Origin of the sequence: Pedobacter sp. R20-19, assembly GCF_000708265.2 — a bacterium.
Classification (GTDB): Bacteria; Bacteroidota; Bacteroidia; order Sphingobacteriales; family Sphingobacteriaceae; genus Pedobacter.
Genome location: NZ_JCKI01000002.1, coordinates 579990 through 605447 on the forward strand (window position 1 = coordinate 579990; position 25458 = coordinate 605447).

The window sequence follows — 25458 nt, forward strand, 5'->3', positions numbered from 1 at the left end:
GCTGAGGAAGTTACCTAAGCAACGATGTTTTTTTTTATTACTACTTCAGCGCTAAACATTAGCAAACAAAAAACCCGATAGCAAAGCTATCGGGTTTTTTATTGTATTCTTTTAGAAAAGAATTATTCAAAATATTCTTTCATTCTTTCGAAGAAACTTTTGTCGTTCTTACCTGGTTGTGGCTTAAAGTTTGGTGATTCACGTAGTTTTTCTAAAATATTACGTTCTTCACTACTTAATGCTTTTGGTGTCCAGATGTTAATATGAATAATCTCATCTCCTCTATGATAAGAATTTACCTCAGGTAAACCTTTTCCTTTAAGGCGTAATAATTTTCCACTTTGCGTTCCAGGCTCAATTTTAATTTTTGCTTTACCATCAATAGTGGGTACTTCAATGCTTAAGCCCAGGGCCGCATCAACAAAACTTAAATGCAGGTCATAAACAATATTATTTCCTTCACGCTTTAATGTTTCGTGTGGAGTTTCCTCAATTAATATAATTAAATCTCCAGGGATACCACCATTTGGTGCAGCATTACCTTTTCCACTCATGCTTAACTGCATACCTTCACTTACACCAGCAGGGATGTTAATGGTAATGGTTTCTTCACCACGTACTACACCCTCGCCATGGCAAACATTACATTTAGCCGTAATTTGCTGTCCGCTACCATTACAAGTTGGGCAGGTAGATGCTGTTTGCATCTGGCCTAAAATGGTATTGGTTACGCGTCTTACTTGTCCGCTACCGCCACAAGTACCGCAAGTACTTACAGATGATTGATCTTTGGCACCAGTGCCATCACAGGTTTTACAAGAAATTAGTTTATTTACCTTAATTTTCTTCTCTGCACCATGAGCAATTTCTTCCAGCGTTAATTTAACTTTAATGCGGAGATTAGAGCCTTTCGCTACACGACGACCACCTCGTTGCTGGCCACCGCCACCACCGCCAAAAAAGCTTTCAAAAGGATTATGTCCACCAAAAATATCTCCAAAGTTGCTGAAGATATCATCCATATTCATATTACCGCCACCGCCGTAACCACCTGATGCGCTACTGCCAACACCTGCATGACCAAACTGATCATAACGTTGTTTCTTCTCAGCACTGCTTAAAACTTCGTAAGCTTCTGCTGCTTCCTTAAATTTATCTTCTGCAGCCTTATCGCCAGGGTTCTTATCCGGGTGATATTTAATGGCCATCTTCCGATAGGCTTTTTTTATCTCATCAGCTGCGGCACTTTTGCTAACGCCTAATACATCGTAATAATCTCTTTTACTCATCTTCTTTTTAAAATGATTGAATTATTGAAGGATTGAATTAGAGAATGTATAAACCATTCAATCATTCGTTCATTCTGGCATTCAATAATTAATTTACGCGCCTACTACAACTTTAGCAAAGCGGATTACATTATCATTAAGGGTATAGCCTTTTTCCACTTCATCAATTACTTTTCCTTTCAAATCCTCAGTAGGAGCAGGGATATTGGTAATGGCTTCGTGGAAATCTGTATTAAATGGCTCATTAATGCTTGACACATCTTTTAAACCTTTTTGTGCAAGTGTGTTTTTGAATTTGGTGCTTACCAAAAGGATGCCCTCTTTAACTGGTGCAACATCTGCAGCGGTTTCCATTGCCTTTAAAGCACGATCAAAATCATCCAGAACGGGTAATAATGATACAATTACATCTTTTCCGGCAGTTTGTAACAACTCAACACGTTCTTTTTGTGTACGGCGTTTATAGTTGTCAAACTCAGCATATAACCTTAAATATTTATCATTAAGCTGTTGAACTTCTGCTTGTAACTTTTCTTCTGCCGATAATTCAGGAGTTTCTACTGTCTGATTTACCGTGGTATCAGTTTGTTCTGCATTTTCAACTGGATTTTCTGATGTATTTTCAGGATTCACTATATTTTCGTCTTTATCGTTATTTTTCTTCTTGTTAAACATAATATACAGGCTGAATTTTTTGTGTTAATGTCAACTATTTTGCCATTAACCTAAATCAGCCAAGCTGGCAGATTTATTTAGCGTAATCTGAACAGATTGACAGTGGACGTAAGATTGTTGATTTTAGAGATACGATTTTGGCAGAAAGGGAGATGGATGATTGCTGGGTTTAGATTACGATTTTAGCTTTAAAGTTTGATGATCAAATATGCTAAAATCGTAATTCTACAAACCTAACCCCTAAGCAATTTGTGCGCCTTCCAATACGGCACCATTTTCACATTTAATAATGCGTGATGGAAAGGTGCGAATAATATGATAATCATGAGTAGCCATTAAAACGGCTGTTCCTGCCTGGCTAATCTGCCTTAATAGCGTTACAATTTCTTCAGATGTTTCAGGGTCCAGATTTCCGGTTGGCTCATCTGCAAGAATAATTTCCGGATCATTTAACAGCGCTCTGGCAATTACAATTCGTTGTTGTTCACCCCCAGAAATTTCATGAGGCATTTTTCTGATTTTTGAGCGTAAGCCTACTTTATCCAGTACATCTTTAATCCGCTCATTAATTAACTTTGCATCAGTCCAGCCGGTGGCTTTTAAAACAAATTCCAGGTTTTTCTCAATGGTACGATCAGTAAGCAATTGAAAATCCTGAAAAACAACACCTAGTTTACGGCGTAGAAATGGTACCTGGCTTTCTTTTAAGTTCTTTAAATCAAAACCGGCAATATTTCCTTCTCCATTACCAATATGTAAATCGCCATATAATATCTTTAGTAAGCTACTTTTACCAGAACCGGTCTGGCCGATTAAAAAAATGAACTCATCTTTTTCAATATGTAAATTTACGTTAGAAAGTACCAAGTGTTTCTGTTGAAAAACATCAACATTGCTTAAGTGAATTACTGCGTTTCCTGCCATTTTATATTTCTAATTTAGCAATCTGCCCGAAAGGCAAATCTTTAATCATTTCCATAATGTAATCTTGTTTATCTGCCAGCCCTAATTTTTCTAAGGATTTATCTGGTCTGTCTACCCTAAAATATGCCAAGAGTGTAAATTTATCATCTCTTAATTGCACATAATCTGGAATTTTGGCGATGCCTTTAACTTTAACGATATACATTGTTTTCAAAAATAACTATTTAAGCTGAAAGCTGAAAGGCAAAAGATGATAGGGATCAGTATTCCTTTGATACTTACAACAACAGATTTATGCCAGTTTATTTAAAAATTGAACTGTATTTATATTGTCTGCATAATCCCAAAGCTTAGGGTGCTGACTTTCACCGAATTGAAATTTTGGCAGACTTATATCAGCTTTTGAAATGATGCATTGAATGTTTTCAGCCTGTGCTTTTAACTGATTTTCAACCGTGGCCAGATTTTCATATTCCTGATAAAATAAAACCGCAAGTGGCGAGGTAAGTTGCTCATCTTCCTTTAGCAACAGAAATCCATTGTCAAAGTGTTTAGCCATATTCACCAGGTAAATAGACTTATTATAATCGTAATTATTTTGATATTTAAAATGATTGATGATGTTTTGATGATGCTCAATTCCTTCGTAAAATCGGGCAATATCATATCCCTTAGGGTAATAGAGTTTTGAAACGTTTCTACAGCCAAGTCCGAAATAATCAAAAATGTCTGCACCAAGATTGTTAATATCTTCCTCACTTTCAGTTCCATCAAGCACAGCTACACTATTTCTGTTTTTTCTGATGATATTAGGTACCTTACTGAAATAATAATCGAAATATCTTGAAGAGTTGTTACTTCCAGTCGCAATTACGGCATCAAAATCCTTTAGCCTTTCTACGTATTCAATTTTATCATTAAATGCAGGTTCAATAGCGATTAATTCAGCAATTACCATTTTAATTAATTTGTCATCAGATGACGATAGCTTGATCAGGGCTATATTGCCGGTAGCTAATACGCAAAGCACATCATGAAAGCCAACCATAGGAATATTCCCGGCAAGTATTAAACCGATTTTTTTTGCTGATGAAGTAAACTGAACAGTTTCAAACCATTGATCTACATCCGCATCATTTAACATTTCAGAAAATGATAGAATTGCCTTTTCTATATACGCTAAAGTAAACCAGGCATTGCTGTTTTGTACCTGATAAATGGAGTCTCCTAAAACATCAGTAGGATGAGCAAGTTTTTTGCCAAGTGTTTTGAATGCAATTATTGCTTTTTCCTGTGTTAAAACTGACATATTTAGAATTATTATTAATTGATTATATCTTATATTTGCAGCGCAAAGGTAAACTAAGCAAAAGAATTAGACGAAGACATGGCGATTAAAATAACAGATGAGTGTATAAATTGTGGGGCTTGTGAACCGGAATGCCCTAATAACGCAATTTACGATGCCGGTACTGCATGGCGATTTTCTGATGGTACGAATTTAGAAGGTATCATCGATTTTGGTAATCAACAAATAGAAGCTGATTCTGCTCAGGAAGCTGTTTCTGATGAAGTTTATTATATTGTATCTGATAAATGTACCGAGTGTAAAGGATTTCATGATGAACCTCAATGTGCTGCGGTTTGTCCGGTAGATTGTTGTGTGGATGATGAAGATATCCGCGAAACGGAAGAAGAATTATTAGCTAAAAAAGCTTGGTTACATCAAGAAGGATAAGCTTTGAAAATATAAAATGAAGGCGCTATTTTTAGCGCCTTTTTAATTTAAAGATATTTCATAATTTTTGAATTCTTTCTTCTACACTAAAATCTCCTCTAATTTCCAATACCTCCCTATTTAAACCCTTTATCCAGTCTTCATGCACTTTTAAAGATCTACCTTTGAAGCCAGATTCTTTTGGATCAATATCGTATTGGGTTGCCCAATCCATAAACTCCTGATAATTTTTATTCCGGTCGGGGTCATCATAAATGGCTGAACCGTATCTTTCAAATTCTCTTTCTTTCAATCTCTTCAGTCTCACATCAGGCGGAATCCAGAGAAATACGATTAAATCAAATTTGGGAAACACATTGCTACCCCAACTTACGCTCGACCCTCCAAAAATCCAATGATCAGTATCCGTTAAAGCTTTTTTAATAAGTTGATTTCTTTCTTCAGGGTTGCGTTTTGAAGTAAAAGGTGGATCAGTGGGCAACCAGAAATATTGGTCGCTATCAAAATAGGGGATATTTAATTTCTTCGCCAGGGCATGACCGAGCGTAGTAACACCGGAAGCAGAAGCCCCAAATAAATGAATTTTCATTTTGTTTGATTGAAAAATCTAACCTCAAAAATCGCATTTATTTGGGATATTCCAAAAATTGTAAAACTGATATTTAAGTTCAGGGATATTGCCTTGTAAAAACAGATTCGATATTATCGCTTTGGTTAAAGGCTTATCTCAATTATTTATTATCTTGATAAATTAATGCTTTAAACTGATTAGGCAATTGTCCGTGAGACAATGGTGATTGCTGAACATAGATTTGCGCAACCATCTTCTTTTTGGGGTCTACCCAATACGTTGAACCGAAAAACCCACCCCATCCATAAGAGCCGGCTGTTTGTCCCAATTTTTTACTTCCCTTATCAGAAACCACCTCAAAACCCAATCCAAAATAATTATCTCCGAATGGGATATTGCCAATTTGATTTTTTGTCATTAAGGCTACGCTGTTTTTTGATAAAATTCTTTTACCCTTGTATTCACCACCATTTAAAAGCATCTGCAAAAAGGTTCCATAATCTTTAGAGGTAGATACCAACCCGGCACCACCTGCAAAATAACCATTTTCATTGATCGGGTAATTAATGGATGATCCCTTAACTACACCATCTACCCAGGGTATAACTGCTTTGGTTTTTGGATCTTCGGTATAAACAGATGATAATCTCAGCTGTTTATTTTTTGGCAAAGCGAAATAAGTGTCGTTCATGCCCAGCGGAATGAAAATCCTATCTCTAAAAAACTGATCAAGATTTAAACCAGATGTTACCTCAACTAACCTGCCTAATACATCCATGCCTAAACTATATTGCCATTTTTGGCCTGGCTCAGAAGAGAGTGGAAGCTTACCCAATTTATCAATATCGGTTTTCAATAGTTTTTTATGATCTACAAATCCTGCTGAAATATCTGCCTTAGCGTAAATGGCCTGCATTTCAGGCGAGCCAATTTGTGCATATCCAAGTCCGGAGGTGTGAGTAAGCAATTCACGGATGGTGATTTCATTTTTTGCAGGTCTGGAGGTATAAGTGGAATCTTTCGAATTGAATTTTACTAAAATTTCAGGATTTTTAAAGGTGGGGAGGTATTTGGAAATGGGATCATCAAGTGAAAATTTGCCTTCTTCTTGAAGCATCATAACCGCAACACTGGTAATCGCCTTAGTTTGTGAGGCAATTCTTAAAATATCATCTGTTTTGAATGGTCTTCCTACTTGATTGCCAAACGCCTTGTTGTAAACCGTTTTGCCATCAATGGCGATGTTTGCGGTAATCCCTTTTATCCAGCCGCTATCCAGGTATTGTTTAAAAAGTTGATCGATCTGCCGGATCTTTTTTTCAGAAATGAAAAAAGATGTGCTGTTGGTTTGTGCCTGTGTTAACTGGCAAGTAAATAATACAAACAGGAGCTGGAAATAAATTATTTTTCTCATTGGCTTTCGTGAATTATTCTGCAGATACGTCCCATTTATTTGGAATAATCAATACCGGACATGCAGATTTCCTGGCCACATGCTGTGCCACACTACCCATTAAAAAGTGATATAAACCTGTTCTGCCATAAGTTCCGATAACGATCAGGTCTGATCCCCATTCATCTGATTGTTGGATAATACCATGAGCGGCAGTATCTACCACACTTAAATAGGTTGTTTGAATGCCATTGCCATATTTATTTTCAATTTCCTTTAGTAAGATATGGCTATTCTCTTCACTGTTGTCATAGGTTTCTAAAAATACAGGCGCCAGTGTTAAATCGGGATTTACATTTGCAGGAACGGGCTCTATAATATTAACCAATGCCACTTCAGCCTGAAATTTTTCAGCCATATCGTAACCAGTTTTAGCTGCTTTTTCTGAACAGGTGCTGTTGTCCACAGCAATTAATATTTTTTTAAAATTCATATTGGAAAGATTAAATAATCATCATAAAAATAACAAATTTAGGGGCGAAATGTTAGACAATTGATTAATTTATTAGTTTTACGGATATCTTTACCGATCATAACCAGATGGAAAATCAATATGGAATTTGTAGGGTTGCTGTAGCACCTTTAAGAGCTGAACCTTCAGATCGAGCAGAAATTGTTTCGCAGCTTTTGTTTGGCGATCACGTAGAAATTCTTAAAAAAGATGAGCGCTGGTGGCTCATTCAAAATGGTTATGATGGCTATCAAGGCTGGATGGATTTCAGACAGCTGACTACCATTACCCAGGATCAGTTTATAGATTTGCAAGAATGTAAGTGGTTGGCACCCTTGAGTTTCAACAATGTATTAACGGCTACCGATGGAAGTTTGTATCATTTAAATCCGGCTAGCAACCTGCCTTACCTAGCAGAAGGGTTTTGTTATACCGGAAAGGAGAAGTATCGGTTAAACTTCGAGCCGCATGATCCAACAAAAGTAAATTTTAAGGCAGATGTTGAAGCAACAGCAAAGTTTTTTCAAAACATACCTTATTTATGGGGCGGTAGACACTTGTTTGGGATGGATTGCTCTGGCTTTGTGCAAACGGTTTTTAAAATGTTGAATATCAAATTAAACAGGGATGCTTCTCAGCAGGCAGAACAAGGTGAACTGGTTGGTTTTCTAGCAGAATGCAGGCCTGGTGATGTAGCTTTTTTTGATAATGAAGAAGGAAAAATTACCCATGTGGGTATTATGCTGGGGTCGAACGAGATTATTCATGCTTCTGCAAAAGTAAAGATAGATCCGATTGATGATGAGGGGATTTTTAATAGGGAATTGGGTGTTTACAGCCATAAATTGAGGATTATTAAACGGTTTGTGGAATAAACCCCCAAAGCGGCATCATATTATAAAAACTGATTTATGGCAACTTCTTTTAAACTAATAATAAATGAGCCATGTACAGCACATTGGGCTGAGATGAAAGCGCATCAAAATGGTAAGTTTTGCATCGGTTGTCAAAAGGCAGTTGTTGATTTTACTCAATTTTCTGATGCTGAATTGAAGAATTGGTTTGTTCGAAATCAAGGTAAAGGCTGTGGCAGATTTAAACCAGAGCAACTTAACCGTTTAATTGAAAAAAAATCAAATTTTTCAGTAGGAAATTTTAAACCTGGTTTAGTTGCTGCGTCATTAATAGCGCTATTAAGTTTTCCAAAGCTTGGAAATGCAATTAATACTAAACCTTTCGCTACTTTTCAGAGCGACAGTCGAAAATCATTTTCCAAAAACATCGAGTGTAAGAATGTATCAGAAGATTTGGTGACCATTAGTGGAACTGTGATCGATAAAGATGAAAAGCAGCCTATTATTGGTGCAAATATAAGAGTAAAAGGCTCATCTATAAGCGCTGTTACGGATAAGGATGGAAATTTTGAACTTGTTTTAGATAGAAATAAATTCAAAAAAAATGTGATTTTAGATTTAAGGTATATTGGTTATGAGGGTAAAAACATAAAAATAAACTTATCCAAAAAAGCACGTATTGTAATTGGCTTGAAAATGGGAAGCTATATTTTAGGCGGATTTGGAGTATTAAAACAACCAACATTTCTTGAAAAAATTGCCCAGTTTTTGAATGGATAAAACATTACAAATGCATCTCCCAAACCATTACCTGCCTGTCATCGCCTGTAGAAATTAAAAACTTTCCATCATTGCTCCAAATAATTTTATTGATGGAATGCGTGTGCCCAATACCCGCTTTTTCTAAACTTAATATTTTATACAGCTTAAGGCCTTCTGCATCCCAAAGTTTAATACTTTTATCCTGACTACTCGTTGCAAAGTAAGGTAGGGTAGGATGGAAGGCTATATCATATACAGTAAACATGTGCGCCGGAATGGTGTTAATCAATTCATAGCCAGGTAAAGTCCAAATCTTCAATTGCGCATCTCTGCTGCCAGAAATTAAATATTTTCCGTTCGGATGATAAGCCAAAGAAGTAACAGGTAAAGTATGACTATCTAAATTTTGTTTAGTGCTGTAGTCTGCAAGATGATAGATTTTTACCAGGTGATCTTTGCAGCCAAAAGCAATTTCCTTTTCATCAGTTGAAATGGCAATTGCCCTAACCGTATCGTATGCAGCTTGGAAACGATAAACTTCCGTAAAATCTTTTAATGACCAAACTGCCACAGTTCCATCTTCACCTGTTGTTAGCAGCTCGTTTTTACTTCTAACCGTTTGAATATTGAAAATGGGCTTGGTGTGTGCATTAATTCGGGCAATTACTTTTTCTCCCTTTAAATCATAGACACTAAAAGCGCCACTGCGCTCTCCAACAAAAAGCTGATTATTGTAATAATGCAAACAGTAAACAGAGCTTTGTACAGGCATTTTAACCTTTATAAAAGCCATGGTATTTAATGACCATTCCACTATACCTTTATCATTCCCTGCACTAAAAAATGTTTCATCCTGATCTGAATTCGCCAAAGCATACACAGGATTTTGATGGCCTGAAAGGGTTTTGAGGTGTTTAAGCATAAGAGTTGAAGGTTGTGGATTACAAGTTGCAGGTCAGGTAGCCGATGGCTTAGTAAATTTCTAGTTCAATTAATAAATCAATAATTGGATTTCTAAAGAAGTAAACCGGTATTATGATCAATAATGTTAATATGAATGACTTTGTCCTTTTAATTTTATGTATTTTTAGATTAATCCCTGTCAAAATTATTAAAATTAAAACAATAAAAATTAAGGCGCCCCACTCGTCAATAAATACGTTGATTGGTAAAGCCTCAATTCTTGCTAATTCAGCACCTTTTCCATAAGCACCCCAATAAATAAGAGGAATAATTAAGGTGTATGAGAAGAAACATACTAAAGCAGAAATTATAAATACTAAAAGAAAATGCCAAATTTCGGTTTTAGCCTTTAAAATGGTTTCAAAAATATCTGTCATTTCTAAAGCAATTTGCCTTGTAACTCACAACTTGTAACTCGCAACTTTACTGATGTCTCTTTTCCAAATTCTTTGCAATATCTTGAATGGATAAACCTTTTTCTTTCAATAAAAATAGCAGGTGAAAAACTAAATCAGATGCTTCGCCAATCAATTCTTCCTCACTTTCAGCAAGTGCGGCGATAACTGTTTCTACCCCTTCTTCACCAACCTTTTGTGCAATTTTATTCAAACCTTTGCTGCGCATCTTATTAATGTAAGAGCCCTCAACAGGATTTTCGTATCGATCAGTTATGATATTTTCGAGCTCAAAAATAAAATTCTGATTAAAATCTGTTTTAAAACAGCTGCGGCTACCGGTGTGACAGGTTGGTCCAACTGCATCTGCTTTTATCAAGATCGTGTCGTTATCACAATCCACAAAAAGTTCTTTTACATACAAGAAATTGTTGCTGGTTTCTCCTTTCGTCCAAAGGCGGTTTTTTGAGCGGGAAAAGAAAGTTACTTTGCCTTCCGTTTGTGTTTTTTCCAAAGCTTCAGCATTCATATAACCTAGCATTAAAACTTCAAGGGTTTTATAATCCTGAATAATAACAGGAAGTAAGCCGGCTGTTTTATCCCAATCAAGAGATTGTATATCGATGTTCATTTTTATGATGTTGCCTCGCAATGACGAGTGTATTTATTAATTTATAATCTTACGGGGATTCCATGTCCTCGCAACTCTTTCTTTAAATCAGGTATTAAAATTTCACCATAGTGAAATACGGATGCTGCTAACGCTGCATCTACGTTGGCTTTTTGGAAAACCTCTGTAAAGTGTTCCATGCTACCTGCTCCGCCTGAGGCTATAATTGGAATGTTGATCATTTGGTTAATCCGGCCTAACAAACCGCAATCAAAACCAGCTTTAGTGCCATCATGATCCATAGAAGTTAACAAAATTTCTCCTGCACCCAAATCTTCTGCCTGCTTAATCCAGTTTTCAGTTTCCAGTTCTGTAATTAAGCGCCCTCCATTTAAATGAACCATATTTTTACCGTCAACGTATTTAGTATCAACAGCCAAAACCACAAACTGAACACCAAAAGCTTTGGCCAGTTCTTCAATAAGTTTTGGATTCCTTACTGCCGCAGAATTAATACTGATCTTATCGGCACCAGCATTTAATAAAGCCTCCGCATCAGCAATTTCAGTGATGCCACCACCAATGGTGAAAGGAATATTGAGCTGGCGTGCAACAGATTTTACCATCTCAATCATCGTTTTACGACGTTCGTGAGTGGCCGTTATGTCTAAGAAAACCAACTCATCAGCACCTTGTTGTGCATATTGAGCTGCTAATTCTACAGGGTCGCCTGCATCGCGTAAATCAACAAAGTTTACACCTTTTACTGTGCGGCCATCTTTAACATCTAAACAAGGAATTATTCTTTTACTTAAACCCCCTCCGCCCCCTAAAGGTGGAACTATAAATTGCTCAGCCTGCATGGCTTTATTTATTTTGTTCAAAACAATGTCTATGTTTTTATAAATTTCTTCGTTTTTAAATCTAATAACCTTTATTCCAAAAGCTTCAATTGCTGCCTGTCTTTCTAAATCATTCTCAAAAATTTCTTTTATATTGTGGATGCTGCCATCTAATTCAATGATTAATTTTTTCTCATGACAATAGAAATCAGCAATAAAGGAAGAAATTGGATGCTGTCGTCTAAATTTTACACCTAGTTTCTTTTCTTTAAGATGTTCCCATAATAATTTTTCAGCATCTGTGACCGTATTTCTTAACTTCTTGGCGTTTTCAAAAATGATGTTCGAAGCACCATAAAACATTTTTGGTTCATTGACTTGCAAAAAATCAAGATCATCATCAATTAAACCCCAATTTTTTAAATTAGGCTTTGTCTTATCGTTGTTCATATTTTATTAAATAAAACTATTATGTGAACAGACATTTAACCTTACATTCCAACTCGCTTGTAACTCTTAATTTCCTTAAGTTCTATCGCACTCAATGTTATGGTACTATCCACTAATCGCTCGCCTTTCCACGATGTTATTAGCTCCCCCTTTAGGGGGCTGGTGGGTTATATACTACTCAATGCTTTCAAATTCCATTCTTTAATCTCTTCGATGGTAATTCTATCTTCGTAAATGGCTTTTCCAACTACTACGCTTCTGATTGGATATTTGGCCAATTCGTAAATATCTTCCATCGAACTCACCCCGCCTGAAGCAATTAACTTAATCATTGGAGAATGCTCCAGCAGTTTTTTATATAATTCAACAGCTGCACCACCTAACTTTCCATCTTTGCTGATATCCGTACATAAGAAACGGAAGAATCCCAATGCCAGGCACTTATCCACATAATCCATTAATTTAATGGGTGAACTTTCCATCCAGCCAGAATATTTGATCACTTCATCTAAAACATCAATGGCAATTACAATGCGGTTGGCATAATCATCTTTTTTAGCAAAAGCCTCACTTAATTGCTGTAAAAAGTCAGGATTAGTGATGGCCTGAGTACCTACAATAACCCGGTGAATTCCGGCATCGAGCAAATTTGTAACCTGCTCAATAGTACGAATACCTCCGCCATATTGTACCTTCATTTCAGTTTTTTTGATGATTTCAAACAATGATTTCTGATTGCTAAAATCGCCCTTAGCACCATTTAAATCAATAATATGAATGAAATCTGTTCCGTTTGAACGGTATTTTTCTATCATGTCGGCAATAGAAACATCATACTCAGTTTTCTGATTGTAATCACCTTCACGAAGGCGAACAACTTTTCCATCCAGAATATCAATAGCAGGAATTATGTACATTTTATAAGCTTAAGTTTGAAAAATTTTTTAATATCTGTTCGCCAGCTTTTCCCGATTTTTCCGGATGGAACTGAACGCCATAAAAGTTATCCTTTTGCACTGCTGCTGAAAATTTTAATCCATAATTTGCAGCGGCGATGTCAAAAATAGGGTTATATTCAATAAAGTACGAATGAACGAAGTAAAATTGTGCATTATCTTCAATACCTTCAAATAGTGCATTGTTTTGATGTTGCACCGCGTTCCAGCCCATGTGCGGGATTTTGATATTCAATGACTTATCGAATTTTTTAGTCTTTACCGGAACAATATTTAATAAAGCGGCATTACCTTCTTCAGAATGTTCAGTAATCAGCTGCATACCTACGCAGATTCCCAAAACAGGTTTAGTGAGTGCTTTTATCGCTCTGATTAATCCGGTATGCTTTAGTTTTTCCATCGCTGCACTAGCATGCCCAACACCAGGGATGATGATGTGGCTATATTTTTCGAGGTCGTTTTCTGTATTTACCATGCCGTAGGTCACATTTAGGCGGTCTAATGCAGCAGTAAGAGAGAAAATATTCCCAGCGCCGTAGTTTATAATTCCAATCATATTAGTATCAAGTATTTAGTGTCAAGACAAGATGCTTATCTTTCTAGGACTAAAGACCATTAGTTATTAATCTTTGTCCATTTTTCCTTTTACAACAGCCCCTTTGTACTCGGCAACACCATTTTCTCTGCATCACGCTTAATGGCCATTTTAATTGCTTTTGCGAAGGCCTTAAAGATAGCTTCAATTTTATGATGTTCGTTGTCACCTTCAGCTTTAATGTTTAAATTACACTTTGCAGCATCACTGAACGACTTAAAGAAGTGGTAAAACATCTCTGTAGGCATATCGCCGACTTTCTCCCGTTTAAACTCCGCATCCCAAACTATCCAGTTTCGGCCACCAAAATCAATCGCCACTTGTGCTAAACAATCATCCATGGGCAGGCAGAAGCCATAGCGCTCAATGCCAAGTTTATTGCCCAATCCTTTAGCAAAGGCCTCACCTAAAGCAATTCCGGTATCTTCTATAGTATGGTGCTCATCAATATGCAGGTCGCCTTTGGCAATCACTTCTAAATCAACGCTACCATGTCTGGCAATCTGATCTAACATGTGGTCAAAGAAGTTTAAACCAGTTTCAATTTTTGCTTTGCCAGTTCCATCCAAATCTAAATTGATGGTGATGTCGGTTTCATTCGTTTTACGAACATGGTTAATTTTTCTGCTTCCTGCCTTCAACAGGTTGTAGATGTCTTCCCATTTTTTGGTTTCAAGCACAATAATATCAAGCAAAGTTTCATGTTTGTCCAAAGCTTCGGTAGATCCTAGTGCATCATTCTGACGAAGGAAAATCGCTTTGGCGCCAAGGTTTTTAGCCAAGACCACATCATTTAAACGATCTCCAATAACATAAGAATTTTTTAAGTCGTAATCTGAACTGAAATATTTTGTTAACAAAGCGGTACCTGGCTTACGGGTAGGTGCATTGTCTTTTGCAAATGTTCTGTCGATCACGATCTCACTAAAGTTCACCCCTTCGCCTGCAAAAGTATCTAACATGAAATTATGAATTGGCCAGAAATTTTCTTCAGGATTTGATAGTGTGCCCAAGCCATCCTGGTTGGTTACCATCACCAATTCATAATCCATTTCACGGGCAATTTTAGAAAGGTAATAAAGTGAGCGCGGATAAAATTTTAACTTCGCAAAACTGTCTACCTGTTCATCATCCGGTTCAATGTTTAATGTCCCGTCCCGGTCGATAAATAATACTTTTTTCATGATATGTTTTTTAGCACATTTAATAAATAATCATTCTCTTCTTTCGTGCCTACTGTAATGCGTAAACATCCTTCACATAAGGTCACTTTAGAGCGGTCTCTAACAATGATTCCTTGGTTAACCAAAGTGTCATAAATCTGGAGTGCATTAGTTACTTCAACCAAAATAAAATTTGCATCAGAAGGATATACTTTTGTAACGATTTTAAGGTCGATTAATGCATCAGATAAACGCTGTCTTTCGGCAACAGATTCTTTGATCCAATCATTCACCTGACTGATGTTTTTTAATGCTTCAAAAGCTAAATCCTGAGTGGCCTGATTGATGTTGTAAGGTGGTTTAATTTTGTTTAAAATATCGATTACTTTTCTGGAAGAAAATGCCATGCCTAAACGCAAAGCTGCAAGCCCCCAAGCCTTAGAAAAAGTTTGTAAAATTACGAGGTTTGCATACTCAGTTAGCTCCTGAATAAAGGTCTTTTGCCGGGCATAATTAATGTACGCTTCATCCACTACAACCAGACCTTTAAAGTTGGTTAATATGGTTTCAATATCTTCGCGATTTATTGAATTACCTGTTGGATTATTTGGTGAACAAATGAAAATTAATTTGGTGTTCTGATCAATCGTTTCTGCAATTTTTTCCATGTCCAACTGGAAGTTTGGAAGCAGGCTTACTTTACGGATTTCAACATCGTTAATGTTAGCCGAAACCTCATACATTCCATAGGTTGGCGGAAGCACAATTACATTGTCTTTTCCTGGATTACAAAAGGCTCGAAACAATAAATCTATCGCTTCATCACTTCCGTTTCCTAAAAAAGTATTTTCAATCGGCACACCTTTAATTTTACTGATCGCATCCTTTAAATCCAACTGTAAAGGATCGGGGTAGCGGTTGTAATTGGCGGGTAGGGGAGAACCATAGCTGTTCTCATTGGCATCTAAAAACACTGATGCCTGTCCCTTAAACTCATCTCTGGCGGTGGAGTATGGTTTAAGGTTTTTTATATTTTCTCTAACTAAATCGTTGATATCCATGTTTTGAGGTAAAAGGTAAAAGGTAAAAGGTAAAAGGGACTAGCAATAGCCCTTAGCTTCAAATTTTATGCTTTATAAAGTCTTTAATCTAATGGTGACGGCATTTTTGTGTGCTTGTAGTCCTTCAGCAGCGGCCAGCGTTTCAACAGTTGCACCTATATGCTTTAATCCATCCTTAGAAAGGTGTTGGAAGGTGATTTTTTTAACAAAGGCGTCGAGCGAAACACCCGAATAAGCTTTTGCAAAGCCACTGGTAGGTAAAGTATGGTTGGTGCCTGAAGCATAATCACCAGCGCTTTCAGGTGTTAGGTTTCCGAGGAATACTGACCCTGCATTGATGATCAATGGAATGATGCTTTCGAATTGATCAGTAGCCAAAATTAAATGTTCCGGAGCATACTGGTTTGAAAAATCCATAGACTCTTGTAAATCAGTGGTTAATATGGCGTATGAGTTTGCTATTGCTTTGGCTGCTATATCTTTTCTAGGTAGTTCAGCTATCTGACTTTCAATTTCTTTTAATGTTTCAGCTATCATTTCATTTGAGGTAGAAACTAAAATAGACTGACTATCAATACCATGTTCAGCTTGTGCAAGTAGGTCTGCAGCAACAAATGACGGATTGGCAGTCTCATCTGCAATTACTAAAACCTCAGAAGGCCCGGCTGGCATATCAATAGCCACCTTATTTTGTAGCATTGTTTTAGCTGTGGTTACGTAGCGGTTACCTGGTCCGAAAATTTTATATACCTGTGGAACACTTTCCGTTCCAAGTGCCATCGCAGCCACTGCCTGAGCGCCTCCTGCCAGGTATATTTTGTCTATACCTAAAAGAATTGCGCAATAGGCCAAATAGCAATTTGTTTTACCATCACTTTGTGGTGGAGAGCATACCACAATCTCTTTGCATCCAGCAAGAATTGCAGGTGTGGCAAGCATTAAAAACGTACTGGGTAAAACAGCTGTTCCCCCTGGAATATAGAGTCCAACCTTCTCAATTGCTCTCGTTTCACGCCAGCAAACTACACCAGTCATGGTTTCCACTTTGTCTTCAGTTTTTAGTTGTGACTGATGAAATGTTTTGATGTTTTGATACGCAGTATTGATCGCCTTTTTCGCTTCATCAGGAATTGTGGAAGCAATCGCTTCTAATTCTTCATTATCTAAAAAAAGCTTTTCTAGTGCTACTTGATCAAAGGTTTTTGCAAAATTAAAGAGTGCTTTATCTCCATCTTTTTTTACTGTTTCAATGATGTCTATTACACGCTCTTCTATCAATTTATCATCATCAATTTGTCTTGAACAGAGTTCTTTAATTTTTGATTTAGATAAATCATTATAATTGTAGATTTTCAATGTGTTATGATTTTAAATTAACTATTAGTTAATGTGCTTTGCTATGATTTTATCAATTTTTAAGTGATGATTTTCTCAATTGGCATAACTAAAATTCCTTCTGCACCGGCAGCTTTTAAGCTGTTAATTTTATCCCAGAAATCTTCTTCAGCTATTACAGAATGAACAGCGACCCAATTTGGTTCGAAGAGCGGAACAACTGTTGGACTTTTAACACCAGGTAACAAATCAACAACTTTTTGAAGGTTATCTTTTGATACATTAAGTACCACATATTTATTTGATTTTGCACTTAACACTGAGCGGATTCTTTGCAGTAATTCTGCTACCTCAGGGTTGTCAGCAATTGATTTATTTCCAATTAAAACTGCCTCCGATTGCATTACATCTGCGAAAGGTTTTAGTCCATTACTTTTTAATGTTCCGCCTGTAGAAACGATGTCGAAAATGGCATCACTTAATCCTAAACCCGGACCAATTTCTACTGAACCTGAAATCGTTCTAATGTCAGAAGTTATTCCTTTTTCCTGTAAGAATTTTTCTAGAATTACGGGGTAAGAAGTGGCAATGGCTTTGCCGTTTAACTCTTCTAGATTCTGAATGTTACTCGTGGCTTGAACGGCAATTTTTAAAGTGCATTTTCCAAACCCTAATTTTTGTAAATAGCTTACCTCGGCTTTGGTTTCTACAATTACATTTTCGCCAACAATACCAAGGTCGGCAATGCCATCCTGTACGTATTCCGGAATGTCATCATCACGAAGGAAAAGTATTTCTAAAGGGAAGTTGGTAACGGTAGATATTAGGGAGCTTTTGTAGTTTTCAAAAGAAAGACCACAATTTTTTAATATTTCTACAGATTTTTCGTTTAGTCTACCCGATTTCTGGATAGCAATTTTAAGTGTTTTCAAAGTATTGAATATAGAGTGAACAAAAAAGTATTTTACGGAAAAAAAGTTTTGAAGTACAAAACAAACATATCATATCGCCTAACGGCGATGGTGCAAATGTAAGTGATGATTCAAAGTTAATTCCATATAATTATTTCTGCCTATATCAATGCTTTAGCTGACTAGCGTTGGCAAATATAACGTTTGCAATGGTAAATCAAAAAATAATGGCACTTAATTTGCCATTTACGCTCTAGATAATTAAATCTATTTTGTATTAACTTATTACGTGTTGAAAAACTTTCGCTTTCTAATCATTCCACTTATTATATCTGTTTCGGCTTGTAACTGGTTTAAATCACCACCCGAAATTGGAAAAGTGCTATCAGAACACTTTAAAAACAAGATTTATAAAGATTTTGATACAATAGCTTATGATAGCGTTTTTGTAAAAACAATGGATAGTCTAGATCAGGGGTTCATCAATCCAAAGACTGTTAAAGCCTTTTACCTCGAACACCATGGGGCACCAGAATTGGTTACAAAATTCTACACTAATGGGGAATTGGATTCCCTTGCGACTTATTTGGATAATAGCAAAGTGCATGGATTTAACCCGGAAATTTTTAAGGTTAGCCAGATTAAGGCGTTATTAAAGGAGCTTTCTGATAATAAATTTAAAAAAGTTGAAGAAAGTTATCCTGTGATTGCCCGTTTGGAATTGCTTTCTGCCAATGCGTATTTAAATTATAATAATTTTCTAAAGTATGGTGTAGTAAATCCACGAAATATCTTTTCACGGTACTATATTAAAGTAAAACGGCCTGATAGTGCAGGAATGATCAGATTGCTTTCTTCTGAAAATATTCTGGATACCTTAAGGGCAATACAACCATCATCTATGCAATATAAAGCGCTTCAAAAAGCCTTTTTAAATGCAACTGAAGAAAATGAGAAACGGATATTGCTCGTAAATATGGAGCGTTTTCGATGGAAAATGCCTGAAACCGGATCCAATTATGTTCAGGTTAATATTCCTGATTTTAAATTAACCTGGTTCGATAAAGCAGACACTGTTATCAGTATGAAAGTTTGCGTTGGCGGAAAGCGTCAAAATGGCTATGAAGAGAAGTTGAAAGCCTTTGCTAAATCGGGCAATTTAGATGATAAACCTAAGAACCACGAGACTCCTATGTTGTTCAGTAAAATCAATTCTATTCAAGCCAATCCGGTATGGAATATTCCGGTGAGTATTGCGCAAAGTGAGATCTATTGGATGGCTAGAAAAGATCCTTATTATTTATCAAATAGCAACATCAAAGTCTACTATAAAGATAAGCTGATTGGTGAGCCTGATACGATCAATTGGAGTCGGTATTCAAGAGATAAATTACCCTTTAAATTTAAGCAGGGATCAGGCGGTGGAAACGCCTTAGGAAAGTTTAAATTTATCTTCGATAATAGCTCTAGTATTTACCTTCATGATACCAATAATAAGAATGGTTTTAACCTGAGTAACCGGGCCATTAGCCATGGTTGTGTACGCGTAGAAAAACCTTTAGAGTTTGCAGAAAAATTAGTTGGCGATTCATATACATATGACAAGTTAAGAGCGGAAGTTGATCTTCCTCCGATTGATAGTACACATATGAAATGGTATAAAAAAAGAATGGCTGCTAAGGCTGATACTTCTAAATCTTTTCAATTAAAACCCGCCTGGTTCGGACCAAAAAAACAGGTGCCAATTATTATTACTTATATCACAGCCTGGTCTCAAAATAATAAAATTGAGTATCGTCCTGATATTTATCAAATGGATGAAAAACTTTGGGTGGCGATGAAAAAGTTTAGGTAGTGATTTAATGTGGCTCACATTATCAAAGTATTTAGTTACAGTAAGTGAGCGTGATCGATTTTGTAATTGCGAAATAAGTATGGTGATTTAATGTTATTGGCGAAGCAATGTTCTCATAGTGTATAAATTTCTTAACTTTGTGTTGTTTTTACACAAATAAGGATGATTGATCAAAATATCAAAATAGCTGTTGATGGTATTGTATTTGGGTACGAGAAAGGAATTCTTTACGTATTGGCTGTACAGCAGCGATTTGGAAAACTGACTGATCAATGGGTTCTTCCAGGAGGTTTTGTGAAAGATGATGAACCTTTATTGGCAGCTGTTGAACGCGAATTGAAAGAAGAAGCTGGAATAGCCGTTAATTACCTCGAACAACTCAACACTTTTGGTGATGATATTCTCAGAGATGATCGGTTTAGGGTAATTTCTGTCGCCTACTTTGCATTGGTTAATCCTCAAAACTTTGTTTTAAAAGCAGATACTGATGCTAAGGATGCTAAATGGTTTCCAGTTAACCAACTTCCGGCTTTAGGTTATGATCACCAGAATATGGTCACGCTGGCGCATCAACGATTAAAAAATAAACTTACTTACCAGCCCATTGGTTTTGACCTTTTAGGTGATGAATTTTTGTTTTCTGAACTGGAGAATTTATACTGCTGCATTCTGGAAAGGGATATCGACAGAAGAAATTTCAGAAAAAAAATTCTAAGCTTCGGAATTGTTAATGAAACCGATAAAGTTGTTAAAATAGGGGCTAGTGGTAGACCAGGCAAGCTTTTTACATTTGATAAGTCAAAATATAATCAACTTTTGAAGGATAATTTCCAGTTTGACATTAGGTTTGCGTAAAATAAACACAAATTATTTTTGGATTATAAAAATCATTTCTATATTTGTGTAAATAATACGCAAATATATGATAAATTTAGATCCGGGTTTTAATCCGCTAGGCGAAAATAACTCCATAAACTACAAATCTTTCCTGTTTGCAGGTGGCGAACCACACATTAAAATTGATGGAAATTTCAATCATAATGAACCTGTAACCATTACCCAAAGAATAAACTCTTTTAATGATTTAGGTCTAATTTGTATCACGGTTGATGCTTTGAAAAGAATGGGGGTAAAAGAAATTCACCTTTACATTCCATACTTTCCAGCAGCCAGGCAAGATCGGGTGATGATTCCCGGCGAGCCTTTGTCTGTAAAGGTTTATGCAGATATCATTAATGCAATGAACTTAGCTAGTGTAACTATTTTTGATCCACATAGTGAAGTAACACCTGCGTTGCTCAATAACTGTATCACCATTTCCAATCATGAATTTATTAAGCAGGTGATTGCTAAAATCGGATCAGAAGTAAAACTTATCTCTCCTGATGGTGGCGCACTGAAGAAAATTTATAAAGTTTCTGAGTTTTTAGGTGGTGCAGAAGTGGTAGAATGTTCAAAAAGCAGGGACGTTAAAACCGGAAAACTTTCTGGATTTAAAGTTTACACAGATGACCTTGGTGGTGCAGATTGCCTGATTGTAGATGATATTTGCGATGGCGGAGGAACATTTAATGGTTTAGCCGAAGCACTTCAGGCAAAAAATGCAGGTAAATTATATCTGGCAGTTAGTCACGGTATTTTCAGTAAAGGCTTTGATGACTTAAGCCAGTATTTCGAACAAATTTTCACTACAGATTCTATAAAAGAAGTGGAACACCCGGGTGTTACACAAATCAGGTTACAAGATTTTCAATAAATCTGAAATTGATCAATTATTAAATTCCTATCAAATGAAAAGCAAAGTTGTTCAAAGTGCACTTTTTGGTTTAGCCATTGGCGATGCACTTGGGGTACCCGTAGAGTTTCAATCTAGAGCATATCTAAAACAAAATCCTGTTGAAGATATGAAAGGTTATGGTGCCCATAATCAGCCTGTTGGAACCTGGAGTGATGATAGCTCGTTAACCTTTTGTCTGGCAGAAAGTCTTTGTTCAGGTTATAATTTGAAAGATATAAGCCACAAATTTCTCCGTTGGTACCGTGCTGAGATTTGGACGCCACATGGTGAGGTTTTTGATATTGGAATCGCAACCAGTAAAGCTATCAACAAAATTGCGAATGGAACTGATCCTGTTTTATGTGGTGGAAACAACGAAGCGGATAATGGAAATGGATCATTAATGCGGATTTTACCCCTGCTTTTTTATCTTCGAAATGAAGATAATCTTCAGGTAATATTCAATAAGGTTCAGGAAGTTTCTGCTATTACCCATGCACATTTCCGTTCTGTTTTTGCCTGTTTTATCTATATTATTTACGGTTTGGAATTATTAAAGGGCTACGATAAAAAGGCCGCATATCAAAACACGCAGGTCACTGTTAAAAAGTTCATCGCACAAAATGATTTCGATACAAATGAAATTGATCTCTTTGAAAGGATCTTTAATAGTGATATAGCAACCGTTCATGAGCATGAAATTTATTCATCTGGTTATGTTTTACATAGTCTTGAAGCCAGTTTATGGTGTGTTCTCACTACGGAATCTTACCAGGATGCGGTTCTGAAAGCGGTTAATTTGGGCGAAGATACCGATACAACGGCTGCAATTGCCGGCGGTCTGGCTGGTTTAATTTATGGTTTTGATGCCATTCCAGAAAAATGGAAAAACCTGCTCGTCCGGCGATCAGATGTTGAGGAGCTATGCAAAACATTGGAAAATAAATATAATCAAACGCCAACTTATACGGTAGAAAAGCTGTTTTCAAGCCATGAAAAACTGGAATATTTTTTCTTTTGGGAGCATCAAGTACCGGAAGATGGAATACTCACTAAATCCTGTTTAACGCAGTGGTGGGATGCGCCTTTCACCGTTAATCAGATTACATACAAAACTGCTGAGCATTGGATGATGAGTAAAAAAGCAGAATTGTTTAATGATGAGATCGTGTTAAATAAAATCTTAGCCGCCACCTCGCCGGAAGAAGTTAAAAAATTAGGCAGGGAGGTGCGTAATTATGATGAAGCAATTTGGACTAAAAACAGATACGAAATTGTGAAAATGGGCAATTTTCATAAATTTAGTCAGCATAAAGAACTGAAAGAATTTCTGATTAATACCGGGGGAAAGATTTTAGCAGAAGCCAGTCCGGTGGATTTAATTTGGGGCATTGGATTACCAGAAGAACATCCCAATGCGAAGAATCCGGTTTGGTGGAAGGGATTAAATCTTTTAGGTTTCGCATTGATGGAAGTGCGGGATGAAATGAAACTAAATGGCTTACATGTTGATTTATAAACTTAATATCTGAACAGTTCCAAATCATTTTTGTTAAAACTAATCTATGAGAACATTAGTAATAGGAGATATTCACGGAGGATTAAAAGGTTTGATCCAGTTATTCGAACGTGCTGAAATCTCCACAGACGACAAGCTGGTTTTTTTGGGCGATTATGTGGATGGATGGAGCGAATCAGCTCAGGTTATTAGTTATCTGATACAACTGGAAAAAAATTATAGCTGTATTTTTATCAAAGGAAATCATGATGCCTGGTGTATCGATTGGCTGGAAGAAGAAATCGTTAATGAGGTTTGGTTTGTTCATGGCGGCCGGTTAACCATGGAAAGTTATCGGGAAATTTCTGATTCAGAAATGCAGGAACATTTGAGTTTTTTTAGAAGAATGAAAGATTATTATGTAGATGAAGAAAACAACCTTTTTATTCATGCTGGTTTTTCTTCTATGCATGGCCCTGATAAAGAGCGTTATTCATCCAATTATTCATGGGACAGAACGCTGTGGGAAATGGCATTAACTATGGATAACAGAATCGCAAAAAATTCTGCGATTTATCCCAAGCGCTTATTGCTTTATCATGAGATCTATATCGGCCACACGCCAACCCTATATTACAATGTGGAAGTGCCCATGAATGGATGCAATGTTTGGAACATTGATACCGGTGCTGCTTTCAGCGGAAAATTAAGCTGTTTAGATATTCAGACAAAGGATTTCTGGCAAAGCGATGCCCTACAAAGCCTTTATCCAAATGAAAAAGGTAGAAATAAACGTTAAACTATAAAATATAATATTATGATGAACCCATTATTATTAACAGATGGATACAAAGTAGATCACCGAAGGCAATATCCTGAAAATACAACCCTGGTTTATTCCAATTGGACACCTAGAAAAAGCAGGCTTGAAAATGTAGACCACATTGTACTATTTGGTTTGCAATACTTTATTAAAAAATATATTATTGAAGATTTCAATCAGAATTTCTTTAAACAGCCTAAAGCAGAAATTTTAAAGAAATATGCCCGCAGAATTAATAATTATCTGGGTGAAAATTTAGTTGGAACGCAACACATTGCTGATTTGCACGATCTTGGATACATTCCGATGGTTTTTAAATCACTGCCAGAAGGTGCTGAAGTTCCATTGCGTGTGCCCATGTTTACTATGTACAATACGTTACCGCAATTTTTTTGGCTGACTAATTATTTTGAGACATTGCTCTCTGCTGTTGTCTGGCTGCCTTGTAATTCTGCTACCATTGCGAAGCAGTATCGGGCAATTATGGATGGATATGCGGCAGAAACCTCATCAGTGCCAGAGTTTGTAGATTGGCAAGGTCATGATTTTTCTATGCGTGGCATGGGTGGGATAGAAGCTGCCGTAACTTCTGCAGCTGGACACTTATTAAGTTTTACCGGAACAGATACTATCCCAGCAATTGATTTTCTGGAAACATATTATAATGCAGACTCAGATCATGAGTTAATTGGTGGCTCTGTTGCCGCTACAGAGCATTCTGTAATGTGTATGGGTACGAACACCGGTGAGCTGGAAACTTTTAAACGGTTAATTCTAGAGGTGTATCCAAAAGGAACTGTATCGATCGTATCTGATACCTGGGATTTATGGAAGGTACTTACTGAATATTTGCCTGCTTTAAAAGAAGATATCATCAGTAGAGACGGAAAAGTGGTAATCAGGCCAGATTCTGGAGATCCGGTTGATATTATTTGTGGAAATCCGGATGGTAAAGATGAAAACGAGAAAAAAGGTGTAATTGAATTGCTTTGGGATGTTTTTGGCGGAAAAACCAATGATAAAGGCTATAAAGAATTGGTACCACAGATTGGTGCCATTTATGGTGATAGCATTACCACAGATCGGGCTACTCAAATTTGTGAACGCTTGAAAGCCAAAGGCTTTGCTTCTACTAATGTCGTTTTTGGGATCGGTTCCTTCACTTATCAGTACAATACCCGTGATACCTTTGGTTTTGCGATGAAAGCTACCTACGGAGAAGTGGATGGCGTTGGACGTGAGATTTTTAAAGATCCCATTACGGATGATGGAACCAAGAAATCGGCTAAGGGGTTATTGCAGATTTTCAAAAATGCTCAGGGCGAGTATGAACTGAAAGATCAGTGTACCTGGGCAGAAGAGGCACAGGGTGAATTGAAGGAAGTTTTCAGGGATGGAAATTTATTGATTGATTATTCTCTTGCTGAAATTAGAGAAAGGCTAAAGAATAGTTAACTTCGCCAAGTTTTTAACCTGCTAGTCATATGACTAGCAGGTTAAATTATGA

General features: G+C 36.6%; 27 protein-coding genes and 1 pseudogene. 9 read left to right on the forward strand and 19 right to left on the reverse strand.

The window, feature by feature from the left end; translation table 11 throughout:
- Nucleotides 1-122 precede the first annotated feature (122 nt).
- The 5 genes from dnaJ to AN34_RS06360 form a co-directional block, all read right to left on the reverse strand.
- Nucleotides 123-1289: a molecular chaperone DnaJ gene (gene dnaJ, locus AN34_RS06340; RefSeq protein WP_029283419.1), complete on the reverse strand. Its 1167-nt coding sequence runs from the start codon at nucleotides 1287-1289 to the stop codon at nucleotides 123-125.
- 93 nt (nucleotides 1290-1382) lie between these two features.
- A complete protein-coding gene (locus AN34_RS06345) occupies nucleotides 1383-1964 on the reverse strand; it encodes a nucleotide exchange factor GrpE (protein ID WP_029283420.1) in 582 nt (193 codons plus the stop codon).
- 240 nt (nucleotides 1965-2204) lie between these two features.
- Nucleotides 2205-2888, reverse strand: coding sequence for a cell division ATP-binding protein FtsE (locus AN34_RS06350; protein ID WP_029283421.1), 684 nt, complete (start codon nucleotides 2886-2888; stop codon nucleotides 2205-2207).
- 1 nt (nucleotide 2889) lies between these two features.
- Nucleotides 2890-3093, reverse strand: coding sequence for a hypothetical protein (locus tag AN34_RS06355; RefSeq protein WP_029283422.1), 204 nt, complete (start codon nucleotides 3091-3093; stop codon nucleotides 2890-2892).
- Between the two features lie 87 nt (nucleotides 3094-3180).
- The gene (locus tag AN34_RS06360; RefSeq protein WP_029283423.1) at nucleotides 3181-4197 is read right to left on the reverse strand and encodes an acyl-CoA reductase; all 1017 of its coding nucleotides are present in this window, start codon (nucleotides 4195-4197) and stop codon (nucleotides 3181-3183) included.
- Nucleotides 4198-4275: 78 nt separating this feature from the next.
- Here AN34_RS06360 and AN34_RS06365 point away from each other — a divergent pair, with 78 nt between their 5' ends.
- Nucleotides 4276-4626: a 4Fe-4S dicluster domain-containing protein gene (locus AN34_RS06365; protein WP_029283424.1), complete on the forward strand. Its 351-nt coding sequence runs from the start codon at nucleotides 4276-4278 to the stop codon at nucleotides 4624-4626.
- 58 nt (nucleotides 4627-4684) lie between these two features.
- Here AN34_RS06365 and AN34_RS06370 read toward each other — a convergent pair whose 3' ends face one another.
- The 3 genes from AN34_RS06370 to AN34_RS06380 all read right to left on the reverse strand — a co-directional run bounded on the left by AN34_RS06370 (nucleotide 4685) and on the right by AN34_RS06380 (nucleotide 7083).
- On the reverse strand, nucleotides 4685-5215 hold the full coding sequence (locus tag AN34_RS06370) for an adenylate kinase (RefSeq protein ID WP_029283425.1): 531 nt from the start codon (nucleotides 5213-5215) through the stop codon (nucleotides 4685-4687).
- Between the two features lie 142 nt (nucleotides 5216-5357).
- Nucleotides 5358-6611, reverse strand: a complete 1254-nt coding sequence (locus AN34_RS06375; protein WP_029283426.1) for a serine hydrolase — start codon at nucleotides 6609-6611, stop codon at nucleotides 5358-5360.
- Nucleotides 6612-6624: 13 nt separating this feature from the next.
- Nucleotides 6625-7083, reverse strand: coding sequence for a universal stress protein (locus AN34_RS06380; RefSeq protein ID WP_029283427.1), 459 nt, complete (start codon nucleotides 7081-7083; stop codon nucleotides 6625-6627).
- Nucleotides 7084-7190: 107 nt separating this feature from the next.
- Between AN34_RS06380 and AN34_RS06385 the strand changes: the two genes are divergently transcribed.
- A complete protein-coding gene (locus AN34_RS06385; RefSeq protein WP_029283428.1) occupies nucleotides 7191-7976 on the forward strand; it encodes a C40 family peptidase in 786 nt (261 codons plus the stop codon).
- A 36-nt stretch (nucleotides 7977-8012) separates the two neighbouring features.
- Complete coding sequence (locus AN34_RS06390; RefSeq protein WP_029283429.1) at nucleotides 8013-8735, forward strand: carboxypeptidase-like regulatory domain-containing protein; 723 nt, start codon at nucleotides 8013-8015, stop codon at nucleotides 8733-8735.
- A gap of 4 nt (nucleotides 8736-8739) precedes the next feature.
- Here AN34_RS06390 and AN34_RS06395 read toward each other — a convergent pair whose 3' ends face one another.
- The 11 genes and pseudogenes from AN34_RS06395 to hisG all read right to left on the reverse strand — a co-directional run bounded on the left by AN34_RS06395 (nucleotide 8740) and on the right by hisG (nucleotide 18019).
- Nucleotides 8740-9639, reverse strand: coding sequence for a WD40 repeat domain-containing protein (locus AN34_RS06395; RefSeq protein WP_029283431.1), 900 nt, complete (start codon nucleotides 9637-9639; stop codon nucleotides 8740-8742).
- Nucleotides 9640-9688: 49 nt separating this feature from the next.
- Entirely contained in the window at nucleotides 9689-10057 is a 369-nt protein-coding gene (locus tag AN34_RS06400) for a hypothetical protein (protein WP_029283433.1), read from the reverse strand.
- A gap of 46 nt (nucleotides 10058-10103) precedes the next feature.
- The gene (gene hisIE, locus AN34_RS06405; RefSeq protein WP_029283435.1) at nucleotides 10104-10706 is read right to left on the reverse strand and encodes a bifunctional phosphoribosyl-AMP cyclohydrolase/phosphoribosyl-ATP diphosphatase HisIE; all 603 of its coding nucleotides are present in this window, start codon (nucleotides 10704-10706) and stop codon (nucleotides 10104-10106) included.
- A 41-nt stretch (nucleotides 10707-10747) separates the two neighbouring features.
- Nucleotides 10748-11548 carry an imidazole glycerol phosphate synthase subunit HisF gene (hisF, locus tag AN34_RS06410; RefSeq protein WP_051666320.1) on the reverse strand — a complete coding sequence of 267 codons (801 nt, stop codon included), beginning with the start codon at nucleotides 11546-11548 and terminating at the stop codon, nucleotides 10748-10750.
- 9 nt (nucleotides 11549-11557) lie between these two features.
- Nucleotides 11558-11977, reverse strand: a pseudogene (locus tag AN34_RS21865) (endonuclease domain-containing protein); the annotation flags it as partial.
- 167 nt (nucleotides 11978-12144) lie between these two features.
- Nucleotides 12145-12894, reverse strand: a complete 750-nt coding sequence (hisA, locus tag AN34_RS06415; RefSeq protein ID WP_029283439.1) for a 1-(5-phosphoribosyl)-5-[(5-phosphoribosylamino)methylideneamino]imidazole-4-carboxamide isomerase — start codon at nucleotides 12892-12894, stop codon at nucleotides 12145-12147.
- A gap of 1 nt (nucleotide 12895) precedes the next feature.
- The gene (gene hisH / locus AN34_RS06420) at nucleotides 12896-13489 is read right to left on the reverse strand and encodes an imidazole glycerol phosphate synthase subunit HisH (RefSeq protein WP_029283441.1); all 594 of its coding nucleotides are present in this window, start codon (nucleotides 13487-13489) and stop codon (nucleotides 12896-12898) included.
- 89 nt (nucleotides 13490-13578) lie between these two features.
- On the reverse strand, nucleotides 13579-14712 hold the full coding sequence (gene hisB, locus AN34_RS06425; protein WP_029283444.1) for a bifunctional histidinol-phosphatase/imidazoleglycerol-phosphate dehydratase HisB: 1134 nt from the start codon (nucleotides 14710-14712) through the stop codon (nucleotides 13579-13581).
- On the reverse strand, nucleotides 14709-15752 hold the full coding sequence (gene hisC / locus AN34_RS06430) for a histidinol-phosphate transaminase (protein WP_029283446.1): 1044 nt from the start codon (nucleotides 15750-15752) through the stop codon (nucleotides 14709-14711). The genes hisB and hisC overlap by 4 nt, the downstream gene beginning before the upstream one ends.
- 72 nt (nucleotides 15753-15824) lie before the next feature.
- Entirely contained in the window at nucleotides 15825-17108 is a 1284-nt protein-coding gene (hisD, locus tag AN34_RS06435; RefSeq protein ID WP_029283448.1) for a histidinol dehydrogenase, read from the reverse strand.
- Nucleotides 17109-17167: 59 nt separating this feature from the next.
- A complete protein-coding gene (hisG, locus tag AN34_RS06440; RefSeq protein WP_029283450.1) occupies nucleotides 17168-18019 on the reverse strand; it encodes an ATP phosphoribosyltransferase in 852 nt (283 codons plus the stop codon).
- 268 nt (nucleotides 18020-18287) lie between these two features.
- On the opposite strand from hisG, the gene AN34_RS06445 reads away from it, so the two are divergent.
- The 6 genes from AN34_RS06445 to AN34_RS06470 all read left to right on the forward strand — a co-directional run bounded on the left by AN34_RS06445 (nucleotide 18288) and on the right by AN34_RS06470 (nucleotide 25406).
- Nucleotides 18288-19853 (forward strand): L,D-transpeptidase family protein, encoded by a 1566-nt coding sequence (locus AN34_RS06445; protein ID WP_231625491.1) that lies wholly within the window; start codon nucleotides 18288-18290, stop codon nucleotides 19851-19853.
- Nucleotides 19854-20015: 162 nt separating this feature from the next.
- The gene (locus tag AN34_RS06450; RefSeq protein WP_029283454.1) at nucleotides 20016-20708 is read left to right on the forward strand and encodes an NUDIX domain-containing protein; all 693 of its coding nucleotides are present in this window, start codon (nucleotides 20016-20018) and stop codon (nucleotides 20706-20708) included.
- Nucleotides 20709-20775: 67 nt separating this feature from the next.
- Entirely contained in the window at nucleotides 20776-21609 is an 834-nt protein-coding gene (gene prs, locus AN34_RS06455; protein WP_036676595.1) for a ribose-phosphate diphosphokinase, read from the forward strand.
- A 34-nt stretch (nucleotides 21610-21643) separates the two neighbouring features.
- Complete coding sequence (locus tag AN34_RS21870) at nucleotides 21644-23149, forward strand: ADP-ribosylglycohydrolase family protein (RefSeq protein ID WP_231625492.1); 1506 nt, start codon at nucleotides 21644-21646, stop codon at nucleotides 23147-23149.
- A gap of 46 nt (nucleotides 23150-23195) precedes the next feature.
- Nucleotides 23196-23927: a metallophosphoesterase family protein gene (locus AN34_RS06465; RefSeq protein WP_029283459.1), complete on the forward strand. Its 732-nt coding sequence runs from the start codon at nucleotides 23196-23198 to the stop codon at nucleotides 23925-23927.
- Between the two features lie 18 nt (nucleotides 23928-23945).
- On the forward strand, nucleotides 23946-25406 hold the full coding sequence (locus AN34_RS06470) for a nicotinate phosphoribosyltransferase (RefSeq protein ID WP_197285489.1): 1461 nt from the start codon (nucleotides 23946-23948) through the stop codon (nucleotides 25404-25406).
- The last annotated feature ends 52 nt before the right edge of the window (nucleotides 25407-25458 follow it).

Bases quoted from the DNA above. Each gene is read 5' to 3' on its own strand.
- hisH (WP_029283441.1), bottom strand. From the start codon at position 13,489: ATGATTGGAATTATAAACTACGGCGCTGGGAATATTTTCTCTCTTACT.
- hisC (WP_029283446.1), bottom strand. From the start codon at position 15,752: ATGGATATCAACGATTTAGTTAGAGAAAATATAAAAAACCTTAAACCA.
- AN34_RS06395 (WP_029283431.1), bottom strand. From the start codon at position 9,639: ATGCTTAAACACCTCAAAACCCTTTCAGGCCATCAAAATCCTGTGTAT.
- AN34_RS06385 (WP_029283428.1), top strand. From the start codon at position 7,191: ATGGAAAATCAATATGGAATTTGTAGGGTTGCTGTAGCACCTTTAAGA.
- AN34_RS06370 (WP_029283425.1), bottom strand. From the start codon at position 5,215: ATGAAAATTCATTTATTTGGGGCTTCTGCTTCCGGTGTTACTACGCTC.
- AN34_RS21870 (WP_231625492.1), top strand. From the start codon at position 21,644: ATGAAAAGCAAAGTTGTTCAAAGTGCACTTTTTGGTTTAGCCATTGGC.
- AN34_RS06470 (WP_197285489.1), top strand. From the start codon at position 23,946: ATGATGAACCCATTATTATTAACAGATGGATACAAAGTAGATCACCGA.
- AN34_RS06450 (WP_029283454.1), top strand. From the start codon at position 20,016: ATGATTGATCAAAATATCAAAATAGCTGTTGATGGTATTGTATTTGGG.
- prs (WP_036676595.1), top strand. From the start codon at position 20,776: ATGATAAATTTAGATCCGGGTTTTAATCCGCTAGGCGAAAATAACTCC.
- AN34_RS06465 (WP_029283459.1), top strand. From the start codon at position 23,196: ATGAGAACATTAGTAATAGGAGATATTCACGGAGGATTAAAAGGTTTG.
- AN34_RS06380 (WP_029283427.1), bottom strand. From the start codon at position 7,083: ATGAATTTTAAAAAAATATTAATTGCTGTGGACAACAGCACCTGTTCA.
- AN34_RS06350 (WP_029283421.1), bottom strand. From the start codon at position 2,888: ATGGCAGGAAACGCAGTAATTCACTTAAGCAATGTTGATGTTTTTCAA.
- AN34_RS06360 (WP_029283423.1), bottom strand. From the start codon at position 4,197: ATGTCAGTTTTAACACAGGAAAAAGCAATAATTGCATTCAAAACACTT.
- hisA (WP_029283439.1), bottom strand. From the start codon at position 12,894: ATGTACATAATTCCTGCTATTGATATTCTGGATGGAAAAGTTGTTCGC.
- AN34_RS06390 (WP_029283429.1), top strand. From the start codon at position 8,013: ATGGCAACTTCTTTTAAACTAATAATAAATGAGCCATGTACAGCACAT.
- AN34_RS06345 (WP_029283420.1), bottom strand. From the start codon at position 1,964: ATGTTTAACAAGAAGAAAAATAACGATAAAGACGAAAATATAGTGAAT.
- AN34_RS06365 (WP_029283424.1), top strand. From the start codon at position 4,276: ATGGCGATTAAAATAACAGATGAGTGTATAAATTGTGGGGCTTGTGAA.
- hisB (WP_029283444.1), bottom strand. From the start codon at position 14,712: ATGAAAAAAGTATTATTTATCGACCGGGACGGGACATTAAACATTGAA.
- AN34_RS06355 (WP_029283422.1), bottom strand. From the start codon at position 3,093: ATGTATATCGTTAAAGTTAAAGGCATCGCCAAAATTCCAGATTATGTG.
- AN34_RS06400 (WP_029283433.1), bottom strand. From the start codon at position 10,057: ATGACAGATATTTTTGAAACCATTTTAAAGGCTAAAACCGAAATTTGG.
- AN34_RS06375 (WP_029283426.1), bottom strand. From the start codon at position 6,611: ATGAGAAAAATAATTTATTTCCAGCTCCTGTTTGTATTATTTACTTGC.
- dnaJ (WP_029283419.1), bottom strand. From the start codon at position 1,289: ATGAGTAAAAGAGATTATTACGATGTATTAGGCGTTAGCAAAAGTGCC.
- hisIE (WP_029283435.1), bottom strand. From the start codon at position 10,706: ATGAACATCGATATACAATCTCTTGATTGGGATAAAACAGCCGGCTTA.
- hisF (WP_051666320.1), bottom strand. From the start codon at position 11,548: ATGCAGGCTGAGCAATTTATAGTTCCACCTTTAGGGGGCGGAGGGGGT.